General features: G+C 75.9%; 19 protein-coding genes. 11 read left to right on the forward strand and 8 right to left on the reverse strand.

Annotated features, from left to right (window positions below; genetic code table 11):
• Together GCU67_RS10660 and cobM are read left to right on the forward strand one after the other, a co-directional pair.
• Positions 1-367: bifunctional cobalt-precorrin-7 (C(5))-methyltransferase/cobalt-precorrin-6B (C(15))-methyltransferase (locus tag GCU67_RS10660; RefSeq protein ID WP_420846351.1), on the forward strand; the 367-nt coding region annotated here is incomplete at its 5' end.
• Positions 364-1128, forward strand: coding sequence for a precorrin-4 C(11)-methyltransferase (gene cobM / locus GCU67_RS10665; protein ID WP_163611204.1), 765 nt, complete (start codon positions 364-366; stop codon positions 1126-1128). The genes GCU67_RS10660 and cobM, both read left to right, overlap by 4 nt.
• A gap of 20 nt (positions 1129-1148) precedes the next feature.
• On the opposite strand, the gene GCU67_RS10670 is transcribed toward cobM, so the two are convergent.
• Entirely contained in the window at positions 1149-2231 is a 1083-nt protein-coding gene (locus tag GCU67_RS10670; protein ID WP_163611205.1) for a cobalt-precorrin-5B (C(1))-methyltransferase, read from the reverse strand.
• Between the two features lie 17 nt (positions 2232-2248).
• Here GCU67_RS10670 and GCU67_RS10675 point away from each other — a divergent pair, with 17 nt between their 5' ends.
• Positions 2249-2989, forward strand: coding sequence for a cobalt-precorrin-6A reductase (locus tag GCU67_RS10675; RefSeq protein WP_338104924.1), 741 nt, complete (start codon positions 2249-2251; stop codon positions 2987-2989).
• On the opposite strand, the gene GCU67_RS10680 is transcribed toward GCU67_RS10675, so the two are convergent.
• Positions 2974-3369 carry a hypothetical protein gene (locus GCU67_RS10680; protein ID WP_163611206.1) on the reverse strand — a complete coding sequence of 132 codons (396 nt, stop codon included), beginning with the start codon at positions 3367-3369 and terminating at the stop codon, positions 2974-2976. The genes GCU67_RS10675 and GCU67_RS10680 overlap by 16 nt on opposite strands.
• A 24-nt stretch (positions 3370-3393) precedes the next feature.
• On the opposite strand from GCU67_RS10680, the gene GCU67_RS10685 reads away from it, so the two are divergent.
• From GCU67_RS10685 to GCU67_RS10705, 5 genes are read left to right on the forward strand one after another with little or no spacing between them, the layout of a single operon-like run.
• Positions 3394-4080 carry an HAD hydrolase-like protein gene (locus GCU67_RS10685; RefSeq protein ID WP_211661162.1) on the forward strand — a complete coding sequence of 229 codons (687 nt, stop codon included), beginning with the start codon at positions 3394-3396 and terminating at the stop codon, positions 4078-4080.
• Positions 4081-4139: 59 nt separating this feature from the next.
• Complete coding sequence (locus GCU67_RS10690) at positions 4140-4529, forward strand: hypothetical protein (protein ID WP_163611207.1); 390 nt, start codon at positions 4140-4142, stop codon at positions 4527-4529.
• A 59-nt stretch (positions 4530-4588) separates the two neighbouring features.
• Positions 4589-5077, forward strand: a complete 489-nt coding sequence (locus tag GCU67_RS10695) for a hypothetical protein (protein ID WP_163611208.1) — start codon at positions 4589-4591, stop codon at positions 5075-5077.
• Positions 5078-5130: 53 nt separating this feature from the next.
• Entirely contained in the window at positions 5131-6837 is a 1707-nt protein-coding gene (locus GCU67_RS10700; protein WP_163611209.1) for a GTPase family protein, read from the forward strand.
• Positions 6834-8426 carry a GTPase gene (locus tag GCU67_RS10705; protein WP_163611210.1) on the forward strand — a complete coding sequence of 531 codons (1593 nt, stop codon included), beginning with the start codon at positions 6834-6836 and terminating at the stop codon, positions 8424-8426. The genes GCU67_RS10700 and GCU67_RS10705 overlap by 4 nt, the downstream gene beginning before the upstream one ends.
• Positions 8427-8653: 227 nt before the next feature.
• Here the strand turns inward: GCU67_RS10705 and GCU67_RS10710 are convergent, their stop codons facing one another.
• The 5 genes from GCU67_RS10710 to GCU67_RS10730 form a co-directional block, all read right to left on the reverse strand.
• Positions 8654-9904, reverse strand: coding sequence for an MFS transporter (locus GCU67_RS10710; RefSeq protein ID WP_163611211.1), 1251 nt, complete (start codon positions 9902-9904; stop codon positions 8654-8656).
• A 79-nt stretch (positions 9905-9983) separates the two neighbouring features.
• Positions 9984-11507, reverse strand: coding sequence for a precorrin-2 C(20)-methyltransferase (locus tag GCU67_RS10715; protein WP_163611212.1), 1524 nt, complete (start codon positions 11505-11507; stop codon positions 9984-9986).
• Complete coding sequence (locus GCU67_RS10720) at positions 11504-12124, reverse strand: precorrin-8X methylmutase (RefSeq protein WP_163611213.1); 621 nt, start codon at positions 12122-12124, stop codon at positions 11504-11506. The genes GCU67_RS10715 and GCU67_RS10720 overlap by 4 nt, the downstream gene beginning before the upstream one ends.
• Entirely contained in the window at positions 12124-13302 is a 1179-nt protein-coding gene (locus GCU67_RS10725) for a precorrin-3B synthase (RefSeq protein ID WP_163611214.1), read from the reverse strand. The genes GCU67_RS10720 and GCU67_RS10725 overlap by 1 nt, the downstream gene beginning before the upstream one ends.
• Positions 13303-13364: 62 nt before the next feature.
• Positions 13365-14048, reverse strand: a complete 684-nt coding sequence (locus GCU67_RS10730; protein ID WP_163611215.1) for a DUF4383 domain-containing protein — start codon at positions 14046-14048, stop codon at positions 13365-13367.
• A gap of 191 nt (positions 14049-14239) precedes the next feature.
• Between GCU67_RS10730 and GCU67_RS10735 the strand changes: the two genes are divergently transcribed.
• From GCU67_RS10735 to GCU67_RS10745, 3 genes are all read left to right on the forward strand, one after another.
• Positions 14240-14581: a tetratricopeptide repeat protein gene (locus GCU67_RS10735; protein ID WP_163611216.1), complete on the forward strand. Its 342-nt coding sequence runs from the start codon at positions 14240-14242 to the stop codon at positions 14579-14581.
• A gap of 338 nt (positions 14582-14919) precedes the next feature.
• Positions 14920-16782 (forward strand): family 43 glycosylhydrolase, encoded by a 1863-nt coding sequence (locus GCU67_RS10740; RefSeq protein WP_163611217.1) that lies wholly within the window; start codon positions 14920-14922, stop codon positions 16780-16782.
• Positions 16783-16902: 120 nt separating this feature from the next.
• Entirely contained in the window at positions 16903-17454 is a 552-nt protein-coding gene (locus tag GCU67_RS10745; protein ID WP_163611218.1) for an FKBP-type peptidyl-prolyl cis-trans isomerase, read from the forward strand.
• A gap of 3 nt (positions 17455-17457) precedes the next feature.
• Here the strand turns inward: GCU67_RS10745 and GCU67_RS10750 are convergent, their stop codons facing one another.
• Positions 17458-17889 carry an Lrp/AsnC family transcriptional regulator gene (locus GCU67_RS10750; RefSeq protein ID WP_163611219.1) on the reverse strand — a complete coding sequence of 144 codons (432 nt, stop codon included), beginning with the start codon at positions 17887-17889 and terminating at the stop codon, positions 17458-17460.
• Between the last annotated feature and the right edge of the window lie 59 nt (positions 17890-17948).

Raw genomic sequence — 17948 nt, forward strand, 5'->3', positions numbered from 1 at the left:
GGAGTCCGACCCCGAGCGCGCGCACCGGGTCGGGCAGAACGCCGCCCGGCTCGGCGTCCCCGGCCTGCAGGTGGTGCGCGGCCGGGCGCCGGAGGCGCTGGGCGACCTGCCCGCCCCGGACGCGGTCTTCGTCGGCGGCGGGGCGACGGTGCCGGGCGTGCTGGAGAACTGCTGGGACGCCCTGCCCCCGGGTGGCCGGCTGGTGGTGAACGCGGTCACCGTGGAGAGCGAGGCGGTGCTCGCGCAGTGGCGGCAGCGGGTCGGCGGTTCGCTGACCCGGCTCCAGGTCGCCACGGCCGCACCGGTCGGCGGCTTCACCGGGTGGAAGCCGGCCATGCCCGTGACGATCTGGAGCGTGACCCGGTGACCGTCCACTTCATCGGCGCCGGCCCCGGCGCCGCCGACCTGGTCACCGTGCGGGCGGCCCGGCTGATCGCGTCGTCCCCGGTCTGCCTCTACGCCGGTGCGCTGGTGCCGCGCGAGCTGCTCGACAGCGCCCCGGCCGGCGCCCGGCTGGTCGACACCGCCGACCTCGACCTCGACCAGATCACCGCCGAGCTCGTCGCCGCGCACGCCGCCGGGCTGGACGTCGCCCGGCTGCACTCCGGCGACCCGTCGGTGTACAGCGCGATGGCCGAGCAGATGCGTCGGCTCGACGCCGCCGGGGTGCCCTACGACGTCGTCCCGGGGGTGCCGTCGTTCGCCGCCGCGGCCGCCTCGCTCAAGCGCGAGCTGACCGTGCCGGGGGTGGCGCAGACCGTCGTCCTCACCCGGACGTCGGCGCGCTCGACGCCGATGCCGCCGGGGGAGGCGCTGGCCGGCTACGCCGCGACCGGGGCGACGCTGGTGCTGCACCTGGCCGTGCAGCGCCTGGACGTGCTGGCCCCCGAGCTCGCCGCGCACTACGGCGAGGACTGCCCGGTCGCGGTGGTCGCGAAGGCCAGCCGGGACGACGAGCTGGTGCTGCGCGGCACGCTCGCCGACATCGCCGCGCAGGTGGCCGAGGCCGGCGTCCGGCGGACGGCGATCGTGATCGTCGGCCGGGTGCTCACCGCCGGCGAGTTCCCCGACAGCCACCTCTACTCGACCACCCGGGAGCGCCCGGGTGGAGTGGATCCGTCGGCGTGAGCGCGACGCATCCACTCCGCCTACGCGCGGCCCACGATGACGCCGGCGCGGTCGATGACCACGACGTCGACCTCGACCGGGGCGCCGAGCAGCACGCCCTCGGCGGTCCGGCGGGCGCCGGCGGCGACCAGGTCGCCCAGCGGGAGGCCGGCGGCCTGGCTCTGCCGCAGCGCGTCGAGGGCGGTGTTGGCCCCGCGCACGCCCTCGACCAGCGCGGCGTCCCCGCCGGCGCCGGCGACGAGGTCGGCCAGCACCGCGAAGGACACCTGCGAGCGGCCGGAGTGCAGGTCGAGGTGGCCCTCGGAAAGCTTGGCCAGCTTGCCGATGCCGCCGGCCACGGTCAGCCGCGGCACCGGGTGCCGGCGCAGGTACTTCAGCACCGCGCCGGCGAAGTCGCCCATGTCCAGCAGCGCGTCCTCGGGCAGGTCGTACAGCTCCTGGGCGACCCGCTCGCTGGTCGACCCGGTGCACCCGGCCACGTGCTCGCGCCCCGCGGCCCGGGCGACGTCGATGCCGCGGCGGATCGAGTCGATCCACGACGAGCAGGAGTACGGGACGACGACCCCGGTCGTGCCGAGGATGGACAGCCCGCCGAGGATGCCCAGCCGCGGGTTCCAGGTCTTCCGTGCCAGCTCGGCACCGTTCTCCACCGACACCTCGACGACCACGTCGCCGGTGCCCCCGAAGCGCGCCGCGACGGCGGCGACGTGCTCGGTCATCAGCCGGCGGGGGACCGGGTTGATCGCCGGCTCGCCCACGGCCAGCGGCAGGCCGGGCTTGGTCACCGTGCCCACACCCTCGCCGGCGCGGAACTGCACGCCGCTGCCCGGCTCGCCCAGCACGACCCGCGCCGAGACGAGCGCGCCGTGGGTGACGTCGGGGTCGTCGCCGGCGTCCTTGACGATGCCGACGGTGGCCTCGCGCGCGGCCAGGGTCTCTCGGGCCAGGGCGAACGCCGGGTGCTTGTCGTGGGGCAGGTCGATGCTGACCGGGTCGGGGAACTCGCCGGTGAGCAGCGCCGTGTAGGCCGCGGTGGTGGCCGCGGTCGCGCAGGCGCCCGTCGTCCAGCCGTGCCGCAGCCCCGCGCTGCCGTCCCTGCTCACGAACACATGGTGCACGCGTGACCGGGCAGGTGTTGGTGCTGGGCGGCACCGGCGAGGCGCGGGCCCTGGCTGCGGCCCTGGTGGCCGGTGGCGTGGACGTGCTCTCCAGCCTGGCCGGGCGCACCGCCGACCCGGTGCTGCCCGAAGGTCCGGTGCGGGTCGGCGGGTTCGGCGGCGCGGAGGGCCTGGCCGGCTGGCTGGCCGAGCACCGCCCGCGGGCGGTCGTCGACGCGACCCACCCGTTCGCCGCGCAGATCACCGCCTCGGCGGCCACCGCGGCCGCCGCCCACGGCACGCCGCTGCTGCGGCTGCAGCGCCCCGGGTGGACGCCCGGGCCGGGGGACACCTGGAGGTACGTCGACTCGCTGGCCGCCGCCGCCGAGGCGGTCGCGGGGTACGCGAGCGTCTTCCTCACCACCGGCAGGCAGGGCGTCGCCGCGTTCGCCGGGCTGCCCGGCCGGGTGCTGGTGCGCTCGGTCGACCCGCCCGACCAACCGCTGCCCGCCGGCGCGACGCTGCTGCTGGACCGCGGGCCGTTCAGCGTCGCCGACGAGCTGGCGCTGATGCGCGAGCACACCGTCGACGTCGTGGTCACCAAGGACTCCGGGGGTCACCTCACCGAGGCCAAGCTGGTCGCCGCCCGCGAGCTGGGCCTGCCCGTCGTGCTGGTGCGCCGGCCACCGCTGCCCCCGGGCGTGGAGACGGTGGCGACGGTGGCCGACGCGCTCGCCTGGCTGCGGGCTCAGGCCACCGGCTGACGGGTGAACGCCCAGGCGGTGACCCAGACCGTGCCGATGGACAGCACCAGCGAGCCGGGCACGTGCGCGGCCATGTTCCCGCTGTCGCCGAGGGCCGCCTGCACGAACCCGGCCACGAAGACGGCGGCGGACACGACCACCGGCCACCGCGCGCCCCCGGCTCGCGCGTGCCGCAGGGTGGCCACAACGAGCAGCAGCCCGACGACGTGCAGGGCGATCGCGCCGGCGCCGTGGCCGTCGCGCGCCCCGCTGCTGTCGGCGAGCACCTGACCGGCCGTGACGAACTGGAACAGCAGCACGACCACCGACAGCGCGGCGCCGGCCTGGACGGCCCGGATCGTGCCGGTGCTCCGGGTGGGGGTGGGTGCGGTCCGGGTCATCGGAGTCCCTTCGAGGAGAACTACTTGAAACTTCATACAACCAGCTCCGACATCGCCGGGGACGTGGCCGGCCGGCTGGTGCTGTTCGACCTCGACGGCACGCTGGTCGACTCGACCCCGGGCATCTGGGCCTCGATCCGGGTGGCCGCCGCCCGGCTCGGCCTGCCCGAGCCCACTCCCGAGCAGCTGCGGTCGATGGTCGGGCCTCCACTGGAGGAGGGCTTCGCCGGCGCCTTCGGGCTCACCGGCGCGGACGTCGACCGGGCTGTCCTGGTCTACCGGGAGCACTACACGGCCGGCGCGATGTTGGACGCCACCGTGTACCCGGAGGTCCCCGACCTGCTCGCCGACCTGCGCGCCGGCGGTGCGGTCCTCGCCGTGGCGACCAGCAAGCCCGAGCCGTTCGCCGTCCGCATCCTCGAGCACGTGGGACTGCTGACCGCCTTCGCCACCGTCCACGGCGCGACGCTGGACGGCGCCGTCCGGCACAAGGAACAGGTCGTCGCCGCGGCGCTGGCCGCGCACCCGGACGGCGTCCGGCCGGTGCTCGTCGGCGACCGGCTGCACGACGTGCTGGGCGCCCGGGTCCACGGGGTGCCCTGCATCGGCGCCGGCTGGGGCCCCGCGCCGCCCGGGGAGCTGGCGGCGGCGGGTGCGGTGGCCGTGGTGGCGAGCCCGGCCGAGGTCCCGGCGGCGCTCGCTCGCACCTGAGGGTGACGATCCGGTCTCGCCCCTGGACGCGCACCGCCCCTCCGGCCACCCTGCTCCCCATGCGCTCTCCGGCCGGATGGGTCCTCGCGGTGGTCGTCCTCGCCCTGCTCCCGGGCTGCACCGGCGCGCAGGCGTCCTGCGCCGCCCCGGAGATGTCGGTGGCGCCCTCGCAGGCGCGCGTCGGCGACCAGGTCGTCGTCACGATGGCCCGGCTGCAGGAGAGCTGCAGCGGCGACGACGGGTCGGACGAGGACCGTCCGCTGACCGAGGTGCCCGTGTCGTTCGTCCAGGGCGGGACCCGGGTCCCGCTGGCTCGGGTGGCCGGCCGCGGGGACGGCTTCGCGGGCAGCATCACCGTCCCGGTGCCTGCCCAGGCGGTGCCGGGGGCGGCCCTCGTGACCGCCGGCGACACGGACTGGCTGACCGTGCCGCTCACCGTGCTGCCCTGACCGCGGCGGACTGTCGTACCCCGGGTGCACAGTGGACGTCGACGACAGGAGGTGCACCCGTGCTCGGTGACCCGCAGGCGGTCGACCTCGACCTGCTGGACCTGGAGAGCGCCCTGCTGCGCGCCGCGGTCGGTGACTACGCGGCCGAGGCGGCGGTGCTGCTGCTGGCCGACTCCGGTCATTGGCTGCCCCGGCTCCAGGCCGCCGGGCTGGTGTCGATCGCGCTGGACGGCGACGCGGTCGACGGCGGCCCGTGGGCCGCGGTCCAGTGGGGCGACCTCGACGGCGCGTTGCGCTCGGGCCGGATCAGCGGCACCGGTGGCGAGCGCCGGCTGCTCCGTGTCGCAGCGAGCCTGGCCGAGGGGCAGCCGGTCGACCTGGCCGACCTCACCGCCGGCCTCGACCGCGACGAACTGACCCTGTTGCTGGCCGCGCTGGCCCACGCCGCGGGCAGTCACGAGCACCACGAGGTCGTCCGCGACGGCGAGGGCCTGCCGCACGACGGCCCCCTGCTGGGTCCTGTCGTCGCCTGGCCGCAGCGCGACTGAGCGCACGTCGCGCCCGACGGGTGAGCGGGGGTCCTTCTGGGCAAGATCGACGGATGACCAGCTCGGCCGAGACACGGCTGCCCGATGCCCTGCAGCTGTTGCGTGACCGGGTCGCCGCCGCGCCGCTCGGCCTGGCCACCCACAACCGCGACGAGGCCGCCCGCACCGCCCGCGCCGTCGTCGACCAGGTCGACGACTACCTGCTGCCCCGGCTGCGCGACCTCGACGCCCCGCTGCTGACCGTGGTCGGCGGTTCCACCGGCGCCGGCAAGTCCACGTTGGTCAACAGCGTGCTGCAGGCGCGGGTCACCACCCCCGGCGTGCTCCGGCCGACGACGCGGGCGCCGGTCCTGGTCTGCGCGCCGGCCGACCAGGCCTCGTTCGCCGGTGACCGCGTGCTGCCGGGCCTGGCGCGCACCACCGGCGGCGAGGCCGGCCCGGGCGGGCTGCAGCTGGTCGTGCACGAGGGCCTGCCGGCCGGTCTCGCGCTCATCGACGCCCCGGACGTCGACTCGGTGGTCGAGGCCAACCGTGACCTGGCCGGGCAGCTGCTGGCCGCCGCCGACCTGTGGGTGTTCGTGACCACCGCGGCCCGCTACGCCGACGCCGTCCCGTGGGACCTGCTGCGCACCGCGCAGGAGCGCGGCACCGCGCTGGCCGTGGTGCTCGACCGCGTGCCGCCGGAGGCCGTGCGCGAGGTGGCCGACGACCTCGCCACCATGCTGACCAAGGCGCGGTTGTCCAGCGCCCGGCTGTTCGTGATCGAGGAGCGCCCGCTGGTCGACGGCTTCCTGCCCGAGGACCAGGTGGCGCCGCTGCGTGGTTGGCTGCACGGGCTGGCCGCCGACGCCGAGCAGCGGGCCGCCGTCGTCCGGCAGACCCTGGCCGGTGCGCTGGAGAGCCTGGGCGACCGGGTCGACGTGGTCGTCGCCGGGGTCCAGGAGCAGGAGACCGCGGCCGAGGCGCTGTGGGCGGCTGCCGACGCCGCCTACGCCCGGGCGCGGGCCGGCATCGACGACGCGGTCGGCAACGGCAGCCTGCTGCGTGGTGAGGTCCTCGCCCGCTGGCAGGAGTTCGTCGGCACCGGCGAGTGGATGCGCAGCCTGCAGGGGCAGGTCGGGCGGCTGCGTGACCGGCTGACCGCGGCGCTCACCGGGCGCCCCAACCCCGCCGACGACCTGGCGGGCGCGCTGGAGTCGGGGGTGGAGACGCTGCTGCGGGTCGAGGCCGACCGGGCCGCGGAGAAGACCGTGACCAGCTGGCGCTCGCTGCCCGGCGGCATCGACCTGATCGACGGCCGCGAGACCGAGCTGGACGGCGTCTCCCCGGCCTTCGCCGGTGCCTCCGCCGACGAGGTGCGTGGCTGGCAGGGCTTCGTGCTCGACCTCGTGCGCGAGGAGGGCGCGGGCAAGCGCTCGCAGGCGCGGTTGCTCTCCTGGGGCGTCAACGGCGCCGGCGCCGCGCTCATGATCGCCGTCTTCGCCTCCACCGCCGGGGTCTCCGGCGCGGAGTTCGCCATCGCCGGCGGGACGACGGCGGTCGGGCAGCGGCTGCTGGAGGCCGTGTTCGGTGACGCCGCGGTCCGGCAGCTGGCCCAGACGGCGCGCGCCGACCTCGACGAGCGGGCCGCCCGCCTGCTCGCGGCCGAGCAGAGCCGCTTCGACCAGCTGCTGGACGACGCCGCCCCGGTCCCGGGTGCCGACGACGAGCTGCGCGCCGCCGTCGCCGGCCTCGCCGCGGCCCGCAAGGCCGGCGCATGAGGGTCGGCAAGCGCGAGCAGCTGTCGCTGACCGACCGGCTGGCGGCGCTGCGCGAGGCGGTCGAGGTCGCCGACGGGCGGCTGGAGGTGCCCGAGGTCGGCCAGGCCCGGGCGCTGCTGGCCAAGGCCGGTGCCCGCGAGGCGCTCGGTGACGCCACCGTCGTGGCGCTGGCCGGGGCGACCGGCAGCGGCAAGTCCACGCTGTTCAACGCGTTGAGCGGCAGCGAGGTGAGCACGCCCGGCGTCCGCCGTCCGACCACCGGGATCGCGCACGCCAGCGTGTGGGGCGAGCACGGCTCCGACCGGCTGCTGGACTGGCTGCAGGTGCCCCGCCGCAACCGCGTCGAGGCCGGCGACCCGGCCCTGGACGGGCTGGTGCTGCTCGACCTGCCCGACCACGACAGCGTGCGGCTGGAGAACCGGCTGGAGGTCGACCGGCTGGTGGAGCTGGTCGACGTCCTGGTCTGGGTGCTCGACCCGCAGAAGTACGCCGACGCCGCGGTGCACTCCCGCTACCTGGCCCCGCTGGCCGGGCACTCCGGTGTGCTGGTCGTCGTGCTGAACCAGGTCGACCGCCTGGACGACGCCGCGGCCCGGGCCTGCCTGGCCGACCTGCGCGGGCTGCTCGACCGCGAGGGCCTGGGGGCCACGACCCTGCTGGCGACGGCCGGCCGCACCGGCGCCGGGCTCCCGGAGCTGCGCGCGGAGCTGGCCCGCCGGGTCTCCGCCCGCCGCGCGGCCACCGACCGGCTGGCCGCCGACGCCCGCAGCGCCGCCGAGGCGTTGTCCGCGCACTGCGCACCCGGACTGGGACCGGATCGCAGCCTCGACCGGGACGAGCGCGAGGGCCTCACCGAGGCGCTCGCGAACGCCGCCGGGGTGCCGGCGGTGGTCAGCGCGGTCGAGCGCTCGACCCAGCGCCGGGGCGTGGCGCACACGGGCTGGCCGGTGCTGCGCTGGACGGCGAAGCTGCGGGCCGACCCGGTCCACCGGCTGCACCTGGGCAACGAGGACTCCCGGACGTCGCTGCCCCAGGCCGGGGCGGTGCAGCAGGCCACGATGAGCTCGGCGCTGCGCCGGGCCCGCGACGGCGCCGGGGACGGGCTGCCGCAGGCGTGGCGGGACGAGCTGCGCCGCACCGCGGAGGTGTCCGAGGACCGGCTGGCCGACGACCTCGACCGCGCCGTCGCCGGCACCGACCTCGGCTCGGACCGCACCCCGCTGTGGCAGCGCGCCGTCGGTGGGCTGCAGTGGGTGCTGCTGATCATCGCGTTGGCCGGGGCGCTGTGGCTGCTCGGCCTGGTCGGGCTGGGCCTGCTGCAGCTGGACGACGTCGTCCCGCTGCCCCGGGTCGAGGGCATCCCGCTGCCCACGCTGCTGCTGGTCGGCGGGCTCCTGGCCGGGTTGCTGCTGGCGCTGGTGGCCAGACCGCTGGTCGCGATGGGCGCCAGACGCCGGGCGCGGCAGGTGCGCCGCCGGCTGCTGGACCGGGTCGGGGAGGTGGCCGAGGCGCAGGTGGTCGAGCCGCTCAGCTCGGCCCGCGCCGACCACGGCCGGTTCTGCGCCGCGGTCACCCGCGCCGGCAGCTGAGCGGGGTCAGCGCGGGCCGGCGCTGGGTCAGGCGGCACGGGGCTGCGCTCGCTGGCCGAGGTGCTGCTGGACGGCGTCCCAGGCGCCCCGGGTGGCGACCGGCGCCGCTCGCCGCCGTCTGCGATCCGATCGGCGGGGGACGAGCCCGGCGCGACCAGCGGACAGGTCCCCCTGCGGACGCTCGTGCTCTGCTCCCTGGGAGGGAGCAGAGCACCAGCGCGGAGAGGTCAGTCCCGGGCCGCGGGCCCTCGGCCGGCGGCGACCGGGATCCGCGCCGGCTCGGGGTCGGCGGCCGGGCGCCGGGCGTGCAGCAGCAGCCCGGCCACGGCCAGCAGCGCCAGCACGATGACCCCGGCGCCGTAGACCTGCGCCGTCCGCTCCAGGCCGATGTGACCGGCGGCGATGCCCGCCGCGATCGCCGGCAGGCTGAAGCCCAGGTAGCTGGCGGTGAACACCGCGGCCAGCAGCCCGGCCCGGGCATCAGGGGCGACCCCGTGGGTGACGGTGGCCATCGCGCCGAGGAAGGCGCTGCCGAAGCCGAGGCCGGAGACCACCGCGGCGGTGAAGAACAGCGCCAGCGAGCCGACGGCCAGCGCGACGATCGTGCCTGCCACCCCGGCGGCGAACACCAGCGCGCCGACGACCATCGCCCGCGCCGGGGCGACACCACGCACGGCCAGCGAGCCCACGAGCCCGGTGCCGTTGAGCGCGAGCACGACGAGGCTGCCGACCAGGTGGTCCTGGACGCCGTAGACACCGGACACCAGCGAGGGGCCGAGCGAGGCGTACAGCCCGCCCAGTGCCCAGGTGGCGACCAGGCAGGGCAGCACGACGACGAACGCACGGCGCTGGGCCGGCAGCACGTGCACGCTCGGCCGCAGCGAGGACCGCGCGCCGGGCAGCTGCGGCGACGTCTCGGGCAGGAACACCAGCACACCGACCGCCGCGACCAGGCACAGCACGGTCAGGGCGCCGAACACCCACTCGGTGGGGGCCGGCAACCACTCGACGGCCGCGCCGGCGCCCACCGCGCCGAGCGACAGCCCGAAGCCGGGGGCCGCGGAGTTCACCAGCGGGCCCAGCGGCTTCTCGCCGCGCTGCAGGTCCAGCAGCGCGGCCCCGAACGCGCCGGTCATCGCCCCGGTCGCCAGGCCCTGCACGACCCGGGCGGCCAGCAGCCAGCCGACCCCGTCGGCGGCGAGGAAGAGCACCATCGACACCGCCTCGAGCACCAGCGCTGCAGCCAGCACCGGCCGCCGTCCCACGTGGTCGGAGAGCCCGCCCACGACCAGCAGCGACAGCAGCAGCGCGAAGACGTACACGGCGAAGACGACGGTGATCACCCCGGAGCCGAAGCCGAACCGCTCGGCGTACACCCGGTACAGCGGCGACGGCACCCCCGACGCGGCCAGCACCAGGACGAGCAGGACGGCGACCGTCCAGAAGGCAGCAGGACGACCGAGCTCACGACGGGGCACGACCCGGTGCAAGGCCCGACGAGTCGAGCCTGTTCCCCTCGGGCGGCCATGTCCGCCGACGCGGCCGCCCGGGAGGCGCTCAGCCGGGGTAGCGGCGGGAGGTGAAGACCCGGCCGGTGGCGGTGACCTGGGTCTGCGTCGAGCCGATCATCACCAGGCAGCGCATGTCGACCGTCGCGGGGTCGAACTCGCCGAGGGTGGTGACGGTGACCCGCTCCTCGGGCCCGCCGACGTCCCGGCCGACGACGACCACGGTCTCGGGCTTCCTGACCTCCAGCAGCGCCTGGTGCGCCTCGCCCAGCTGGTGCGGGCGGGCCTTGGACCGCGGGTTGTACAGCGCCAGCACCAGGTCGGCCGACGCCGCGGCGCGCAGCCGGTCCAGGACGACGTCCCAGGGCTTGAGGACGTCGGACAGCGAGATGACCGCGAAGTCGTGGCCGAGCGGCGCCCCGACGCGGGAGGCCACCGCCTGCGCCGCGGTCAGCCCGGGCAGCACCCGCACCTCGACGTCGGCGTACTCCGGCTGAGCGGCGACCTCGAGCACGGCCGCCGCCATCGCGAAGACGCCCGGGTCGCCGCTGGAGACCACCGCCACCCGCCGTCCGGACTGCGCCAGCTGCAGCGCGTGCGCGGCCCGCTCGGCCTCGACCCGGTTGTCGCTGGGGTACCGGGTCTGCCGCGGGTTGGCCGGCACCCGGTCCAGGTAGGGGCCGTAGCCGACCAGGTCGTCGGCGCCGGCGAGGGCCTCGGCCGCCTCAGGTGTGGTCCAGCTGCGCTGCCCGGGGCCCAGCCCGACGACGACGACCTCGCCGACGCGCGGCTCGGCGTCCTCGGTGCGCTCCGGGTCGTTGCCCGGGCCGGTCAGCTCGCTGGGCAGCAGCGCCAGGGAGAAGTAGGGCACGGTGTCCGGGTCGACCTCGGCCAGCGGCAGGATGCGCTGCCGGTCGGTGGTGGCCCGCTCCACGTAGAAGGCCCGGTCGAGCACGCCGGCGGCGTCGAAGGCCTCGCGCACGCCGCGGAACGTGCGGCCCAGCTTCATCACCGCCGCGGAGTCGGTGGTGGCCAGCCACTCGGCGAGCTCGTCGGGGGGCAGCGTGCCGGGCAGCACGGTGAGCACCTCGTCGCGCTCCACCAGCGGCCGGCCCAGCACCGCGGCGGCGCCGCTGACGCTGGTCACGCCGGGCACCACCTCGGTCGGGTACCGGTGCGCGAGCCGCTTGTGCATGTGCATGTACGAGCCGTAGAAGAACGGGTCGCCCTCGGCCAGCACCACGACGTCCCGCCCGGCGTCCAGGTGTGCGGCCAGCCGGGCGGCGGCGGCCTCGTAGAACTCGTCGATCGCGCCCTGGTAGCCGCCGGGGTGGTCGGTGGTCTCGGTGGTGACCGGGTAGACCAGCAGCTCCTCGACCTGGCCCTCGCGCAGGTACGGCGCGGCCAGCGCGCGGGCGACCGAGCGACCGTGCTGCGCCGCGTGGAAGGCCACGACGTCGGCGGCCCCGATCAGCCGGGCGGCCTTGACCGTCACCAGCTCCGGGTCACCGGGCCCCAGCCCGACCCCGTACAGCCGCCCCGACGGGCCATGTCGGCCAACATGGCCGGTCATTCGACGGTGCTCGCGATCGCGTTGACGGCGGCAGCGGTGATCGCGCTGCCCCCGCGGCGGCCGCGGACGACGAGGAACTCCAGGTCGGCCTCGGCCAGGGCGTCCTTGGACTCGACCGCGCCGATGAAGCCGACGGGGATGCCGACCACGGCGGCCGGCCGCGGGGCGCCGTCGCGGACCATCTCCAGCAGGTGGAACAGCGCGGTGGGCGCGTTGCCGATCGCCACCACGGCGCCGTCGAGCCGGTCGCCCCACAGGTGCATCGCCGCGGCGGTGCGGGTGGTGCCCAGCTCGCGGGCGAGTGCCGGGGTGCGGGGGTCGTTGAGGGTGCAGACGACGTCGTTGTCCTTGGGCAGCCGCTTGCGGGTCACCCCGGAGGCCACCATCTGCGCGTCGCACAGCACCGGGGCGCCGGCGTCCAGCGCCTCCCGGGCGCGGGTGACGACGTCGGGGGAGAAGTCGATGTCGGTGGTCAGGTCGACCTGGCCGCAGGCGTGGATCATCCGCACGGCCACCTGGGCGACGTCCTCGGGGAAGCGCGACAGGTCGGCCTCGGCCCGGATGGTGGCGAAGGAGCGGCGGTAGATCTCGGCGCCGTCGTGCTCGTACTCGTACATCAGCCCTCTTCGATCCGGTAACCGCTCGCGGTGGCGACGACGTCGACCACGTCGCCCTGGGGCCGTCCGCACCGGCGCTCGCACCCGACCCAGTGCTGACGGGCGCCGCCGGCGGGCAGTGCGCGGGAGCCGACGGCGGCGACGGCGTCGGCGCGGACGTCGGCCAGCGACCTGGCGCACCCCCGGCCCGCGCAGGTGGTGACCCGCAGCCAGGGGCTGGCCTCGTCGAACACCATGCCGGTGCGGAACAGGTCGACGGCGGTGTCGTCGACGGCGTCCTCGGCGAGGTCGGGGACGACGACGCTGCGCCACGGGGTCAGCTGCACCTGCCCGGTGCGGTCGGCCAGCAGCTCGGCCTGCGCGGCGGTGAGCCGGCCCAGCGGCAGGACGCCGATCAGCGCCGTGCGGCCGTCGACCTGGCTGGCGGCGCCCACCGGGCCCATGACCGGCGCGGGCGGGACGGCGACCGGCGCCTCGCGCGGCCCGTCGAGGCGGGCGGCGACCCGGGCGGGGCCGTCGGTGAGCTCGGTGACCCGCCAGGCGGTCGAGCCCTGCGCGGCCCGCTCGGCGAGGAAGGCGCGGGCGGCGGCCAGGGCGAGCAGGACGGCGTCGTCGCCGGTGGCGCGCAGGCCGGAGTCGGTGCCGCCGACGAGCAGGGCGACCCGGTCGGGGGCCAGCGCCAGCAGGCCGACGTCCCCGGCGAACCCGGCGACGTCACCGCGGCCGTCGTCGAAGGTGGCCAGGAAGCGCCCGGGCAGCTCGGCGAGCGAGGGGTCGGCGCGCAGGCCGGCGTCGAAGAGGGTCACCCAGCGGCCGGCGTCGGCGTGCCCCTCGCCGTCCCGGCCGGAGAGGGTGCTGGCCAGGACGTTGCGGGCGCGCTCGTGGGTGTCGCTGGGCAGCAGCCCGGCGTCGGCGAGCCGGGCGCCGAGCTGGTCCTGGGTGCCCTGCTGCAGGCCGCGCAGCTGCAGGTTGCCGCGGCTGGTCAGCTCCAGGTGCCCGTCGCCCAGCTCGCGGGCCGCGGCGGCGAGGACGCGCAGCTGGAGTGCGGTCAGCACCCCGCCGGGGACGCGGACCCGGGCCAGCTCGCCGTCGGCGGCCGAGTGGGTCTGCAGCGCCCCGGGGCAGGCGTCGACCCGGTCGCGCACGGGCGCGGAGGCGGGGGGCTGGAGGGAGGACATGGCGCCCGCGAGGTTACGTCCACCCCGCCACCCCGCCGCCGCCCCGTGGGCGGTCGGGGGTCTCAGCCGACCATCGGCCGGTCGTAGGACATCCACACCGTGCGGCGGGCGGAGCGGCTGCGGACCTTGGCCATCGCCTGCACGCGGGCGAGCTGGTCGGCGGTGGCGCGGTGCTCGACGACGGCGAGCTCGGCCGCGCGCATGGCGCGCTCCGCGGCCTCCTCGGCCGGGGTCTCGGGCAGCTCCGGGCTCTCCATGACCTCCTCGCCGGCATCCTGGGCACCGCGGTAGGGGCTGTCGTCGGGGAGGTTGCCGCTGACCCGGCCGTAGGCACCCAGGGTCAGCAGGACCAGCCCGGCACAGATGGAGAAGATGACGTTGGCGACGGAGAAGGCCAGGAAGTTCCAGTCGGTCTCCAGCAGCGCCAGGTTGATCAGGGCCGAGGCGATGAACAGGGCGCCGATGACCAGCATGATCGTCGAGGCGGTGCGCGAGCCGCGGACGGCGGCGACCACCAGCACCGCTGCGGTGAGCAGCGAGATGGTCGACAGCAGGCCGTTGGACGACAGGCCGGCGATGCGCTCGCCGTCGGTGGAGAAGTAGTCGAGGCCGTCGAGCAGCCCGAGGACGCCGAACGCGGCGATCACCGCGGCGACGACGAGGGCACCGATCCGGTGGACGACGGTGACGCGGGTCCTCTCCTCGGCGGGGGAGGACCACTTCGGCAGGTGCAGGGTGTGGGTCATCACGGACTCCGGGGGAGGAGCGGGCGCCGGGCCGGTCGGCGTCGGCGGGCGGTCCCTACCCAGTTAGATGGCACACAACTCGACGACGCGCCAGAAAATTGTCGTTGCGTGGTGGAACGAGTGCGCTGTGTGGTCGGCGGTCGGGAAGGGCGACGGGTCCCGCGCTGTTGGGGGCCGGTGGAAGGAGCGTCATGACCAACCCCACGCCCCAGCACCGCCCCGTCGACCTGCACTCGGAGTACCTGCGCGCCGACCTGTTCCTCGCCGTCGACCAGCCCGTCGAGGCCGCCAGGGTCCTCGCCCCGCTGGTCGAGGCGGAGCCGGCGAACCAGGCCGCGCTCGAGCTGCTGGCCCGCAGCTACTTCCGCTCCGCGCAGCTGACCCGCGCCGAGGAGACCCTCACCCGGCTGGTCGAGCTCGCCCCGGCCAACGGCTGGGCCCGCCGCGCGCTGGCCCGCACGCTGGAGCGGCAGAGCCGGGCGCCCGAGGCCGTCGCGCACCACCGGGTGGCCGACGCCCTCGGCGTCGCCTGACCCCACCGCACACCCGCAGACGGTCGAGCCCTGCCCCCACTCGGGGGCAGCGCTCGACCGTCTGCGCCATCGGGACGAGGCCGGACGCAGCAGGTGGGCGCCTCGTCGAGGTGGGGTGGCCGACTACGAGACCCGCCTCGGCGAGGCGGCGCGAGGCGGCGCGAGGCCGCCCGGCAGCCGGTGGGTGCCGGCGTCGGGTCCGCCCCCGGCGGGCCCCGGCGGGCCCCGCGGACGACACGCTGCCCGAACCGGACATTTGCGCTCACTGATTGACCGCAGAACGCACAGGAGTGCACGCTTCCGCGCACAACAACTGCACGATCTCCGAGAGGGTCACAGTGTCGTCACCCACATCGTTCCGCCGCCTCGCGGCAGGAGGGGCCTTCCTGGTCCTCACCCTGTGCGCACCCGCCCTGGCCGGCACCGCGTCCGCAGCACCGGGCCAGCCCGGCACCCCGCCGCCGGGCGCGGGCTCCACCTCGATGATCGAGCCGGTCATCGACGCCAACTTCGCCGACCCCGACGTCCTGCTGGTCGACGGCGTCTACCACGCCTACGCGACCAACAACGACGGTCAGAACGTCCAACACCAGACGTCGACCGACCTCGTGAACTGGACGCCGCAGCCCGACGCGGCCCCGACCCTGGGCGCCTGGGTCGGCGAGTGCAGCTTCGCCCCGGGCGGGGCCACCGACAACTGCGTCTGGGCCCCCGAGGTCACCGCGGTCGCCGGCGGTTACGCGCTCTACTACACCGCGCGCGACGCCACCTCGCCCCGCCAGTGCATCGGTGTCTCGACGTCCGCCTCACCCGACGGCCCGTTCGTGCCCGTGGGCACCGAGCCGCTGGTCTGCCCGAACGGGGAGAACGGCACGACCGACCTCGGCGGCGCGATCGACGCGGCCACCTACTCCGAGAACGGCCAGCTCTACCTGCTGTGGAAGGCCGACGGCAACTGCTGCGCCGGCAAGACGGCGATCATCTTCATCCAGCCGCTGTCGGCCGACGGGACGACGCTCACCGGCGACCCGGTCGAGCTGATCCGCCGCGACCTGCCCTGGGAGGGCAACGTCGTCGAGGCACCGACGCTGGTGAAGAAGGACGGCACCTACTACCTCTTCTACTCCTCCAACGACTTCGGCGGCGGTGGCTACCGCACCGGGTACGCGACCTCGACGAGCATCACCGGGCCGTACACGAAGTCCACGACCGAGCTGGTCACCAGCGAGATGTTCCAGGACCACGTGCTGGGCTACGGCGGCCAGGACGTCGTGACCAACCCCGACGGCGGCACCTCGATCATCTTCCACGGCTGGGACCCGACGTACTCCTACCGCGCGATGTACGTCAGCGACCTGAACTGGACCGACGGCGTCCCCGTGGTCGAGGAGGCCGCGGTCCGCTACCAGGCCGAGGACGGCGTCCTCGCCAACGCCCGCGTGGTCGGCGACCCTGCGGCCTCCGGGCTGGAGAAGGTCGGCGGGCTCGACGACACGAACAGCTCGGTGACCATCACGGTGCAGGCGGAGAAGTCCGGCCCGGCGACGCTGGGCATCCGCTACACGAACGGCTCCATCGACGGCGGCGTCCCGGTGACGGCGACCGACACCCTCACGGTCAACGGGCGCAGCGCCGGCACGGTCACCTTCGCCCACACCACCTGGGGCAACTGGCGCATGGTCGAGACGCAGGTGCAGCTGAAGAAGGGGACGAACACCATCACCCTGACCAAGGCCACGTTCTTCGCCGAGATCGACGCGTTCGACGTCTACGACGCCAGCCACGTCCCGGACCCGAAGGGCCCGCCCGCGGGTCCGACGACCACCCGGTACGAGGCGGAGCAGGGCACGGTCACCCACGCCCGCGTGGTCGGTGACGGCAGCGCGTCCGGCGGCGCCAAGGTCGGCGGCATGGACTTCGCCGACAGCTCGGTGTCGCTGCAGGTGTACGCCGAGCGCGGCGGCCCGGCCACGCTGGCCATCCGGTTCGCCAACGGGTCCGACCGCGGCGGCTACCCCGTCGAGTCGACCGACACCGTCACGGTGAACGGGCAGGCGGCCGGCACGGTCACCTTCCCCTACACCCGCTGGGAGAACTGGACGACGATCGAGCACCAGGTCCAGCTGGAGAAGGGCTGGAACACCGTCACGCTGACCCGCGGCACGTTCTACGCCGAGATCGACGCGGTGGACGTCTCCTGACGCCCGCCTGAGCGGGGTCCACCCGTGCACACCACAGCCGCCGACGGTCCGCCGTCGGCGGCTGTGGTGTGCTGGGGGGACCGCCCCAGCACTCGAGCCCGCTCGGCCAGGAGACCCACCATGACCCGCCGCACCGCCCCCCGCCTGCTCCTCACCGCCGCCGCAGCCCTCTCCCTGGCCGCCTGCGGCGGGACCGACTCGGCCGCCCCGCAGGTGCCGGAGACCACCGCCGCCGCGGCCGGGGACTGCCTGGCCGAGGCCCCCACCACGGAGGCGCCGGCCGGGGTGTCCACCGACCTGACGGTGAAGCCCGAGGCGCCCTGCTACTCCGCCGCGGCCCCCACCGAGCTGGTCGTCAGCGACGTCGTCGTCGGCACCGGTGCCGAGGCCGTCGCGGGCACCGACACCGCCGTGAAGTACGTCGGCGCCTTCTACGAGCAGGCCGAGGAGTTCGACTCCTCGTGGTCCCGCGGGGACGACGAGACCCTCCCGGTCACCGTGGGCGCCGGCCGGGTCATCCCCGGCTTCGACCAGGGCATCGAGGGCATGAAGGTCGGCGGCCGACGGATGGTCACCATCCCCAGCGAGCTCGGCTACGGCCCGGCCGGGCAGGGCCCCATCCCCGGCGACGCGACGCTCATCTTCGTCATCGACCTGGTCTCGGCCGGCTGACCCTCAGCGCAGCACGGAGGTCAGCAGCAGGCTCGTCTCGCTGTTGGCCACCCCGGGCACCGACCGGATGCGGGCCAGCAGGGCGTCAAAGGCGGCGAGGTCGGGGGCCCGGACCTCGGCGACGAGGTCCCAGGCGCCGTTGGTGGAGTGCAGCGACTCGATCTCGGGGAACCCGCCCAGCGCGGTGATGACGGAGTCGGTCGAGCGGCCCGCCACCTCGATCAGCGAGATCGCGCGCACCCCGCCGGTCGTGGCGTCCTCGCGCACCCGGACGGTGAACCCGACGATCACCCCGGCGGCGACCAGCCGGTCCAGCCGGGCGGTGACCGTGGCGCGGGTGACCCCGAGGCGCCGCGCGAGCTCGGCCACCGGGGCGCGGCCGTCCTCGCGGAGGACCGCCAGGAGCCGGCGGTCCAGCTCGGTCAGCAGCGTCATGAGCAGAAGGTAGAGACGGGTTGCGCAGGGTGGCCGGTCCGGTGCCGCGAAACGCGCGG

This window comes from Modestobacter muralis (assembly GCF_010682105.1).
Classification (GTDB): domain Bacteria; phylum Actinomycetota; class Actinomycetes; order Mycobacteriales; family Geodermatophilaceae; genus Modestobacter; species Modestobacter muralis.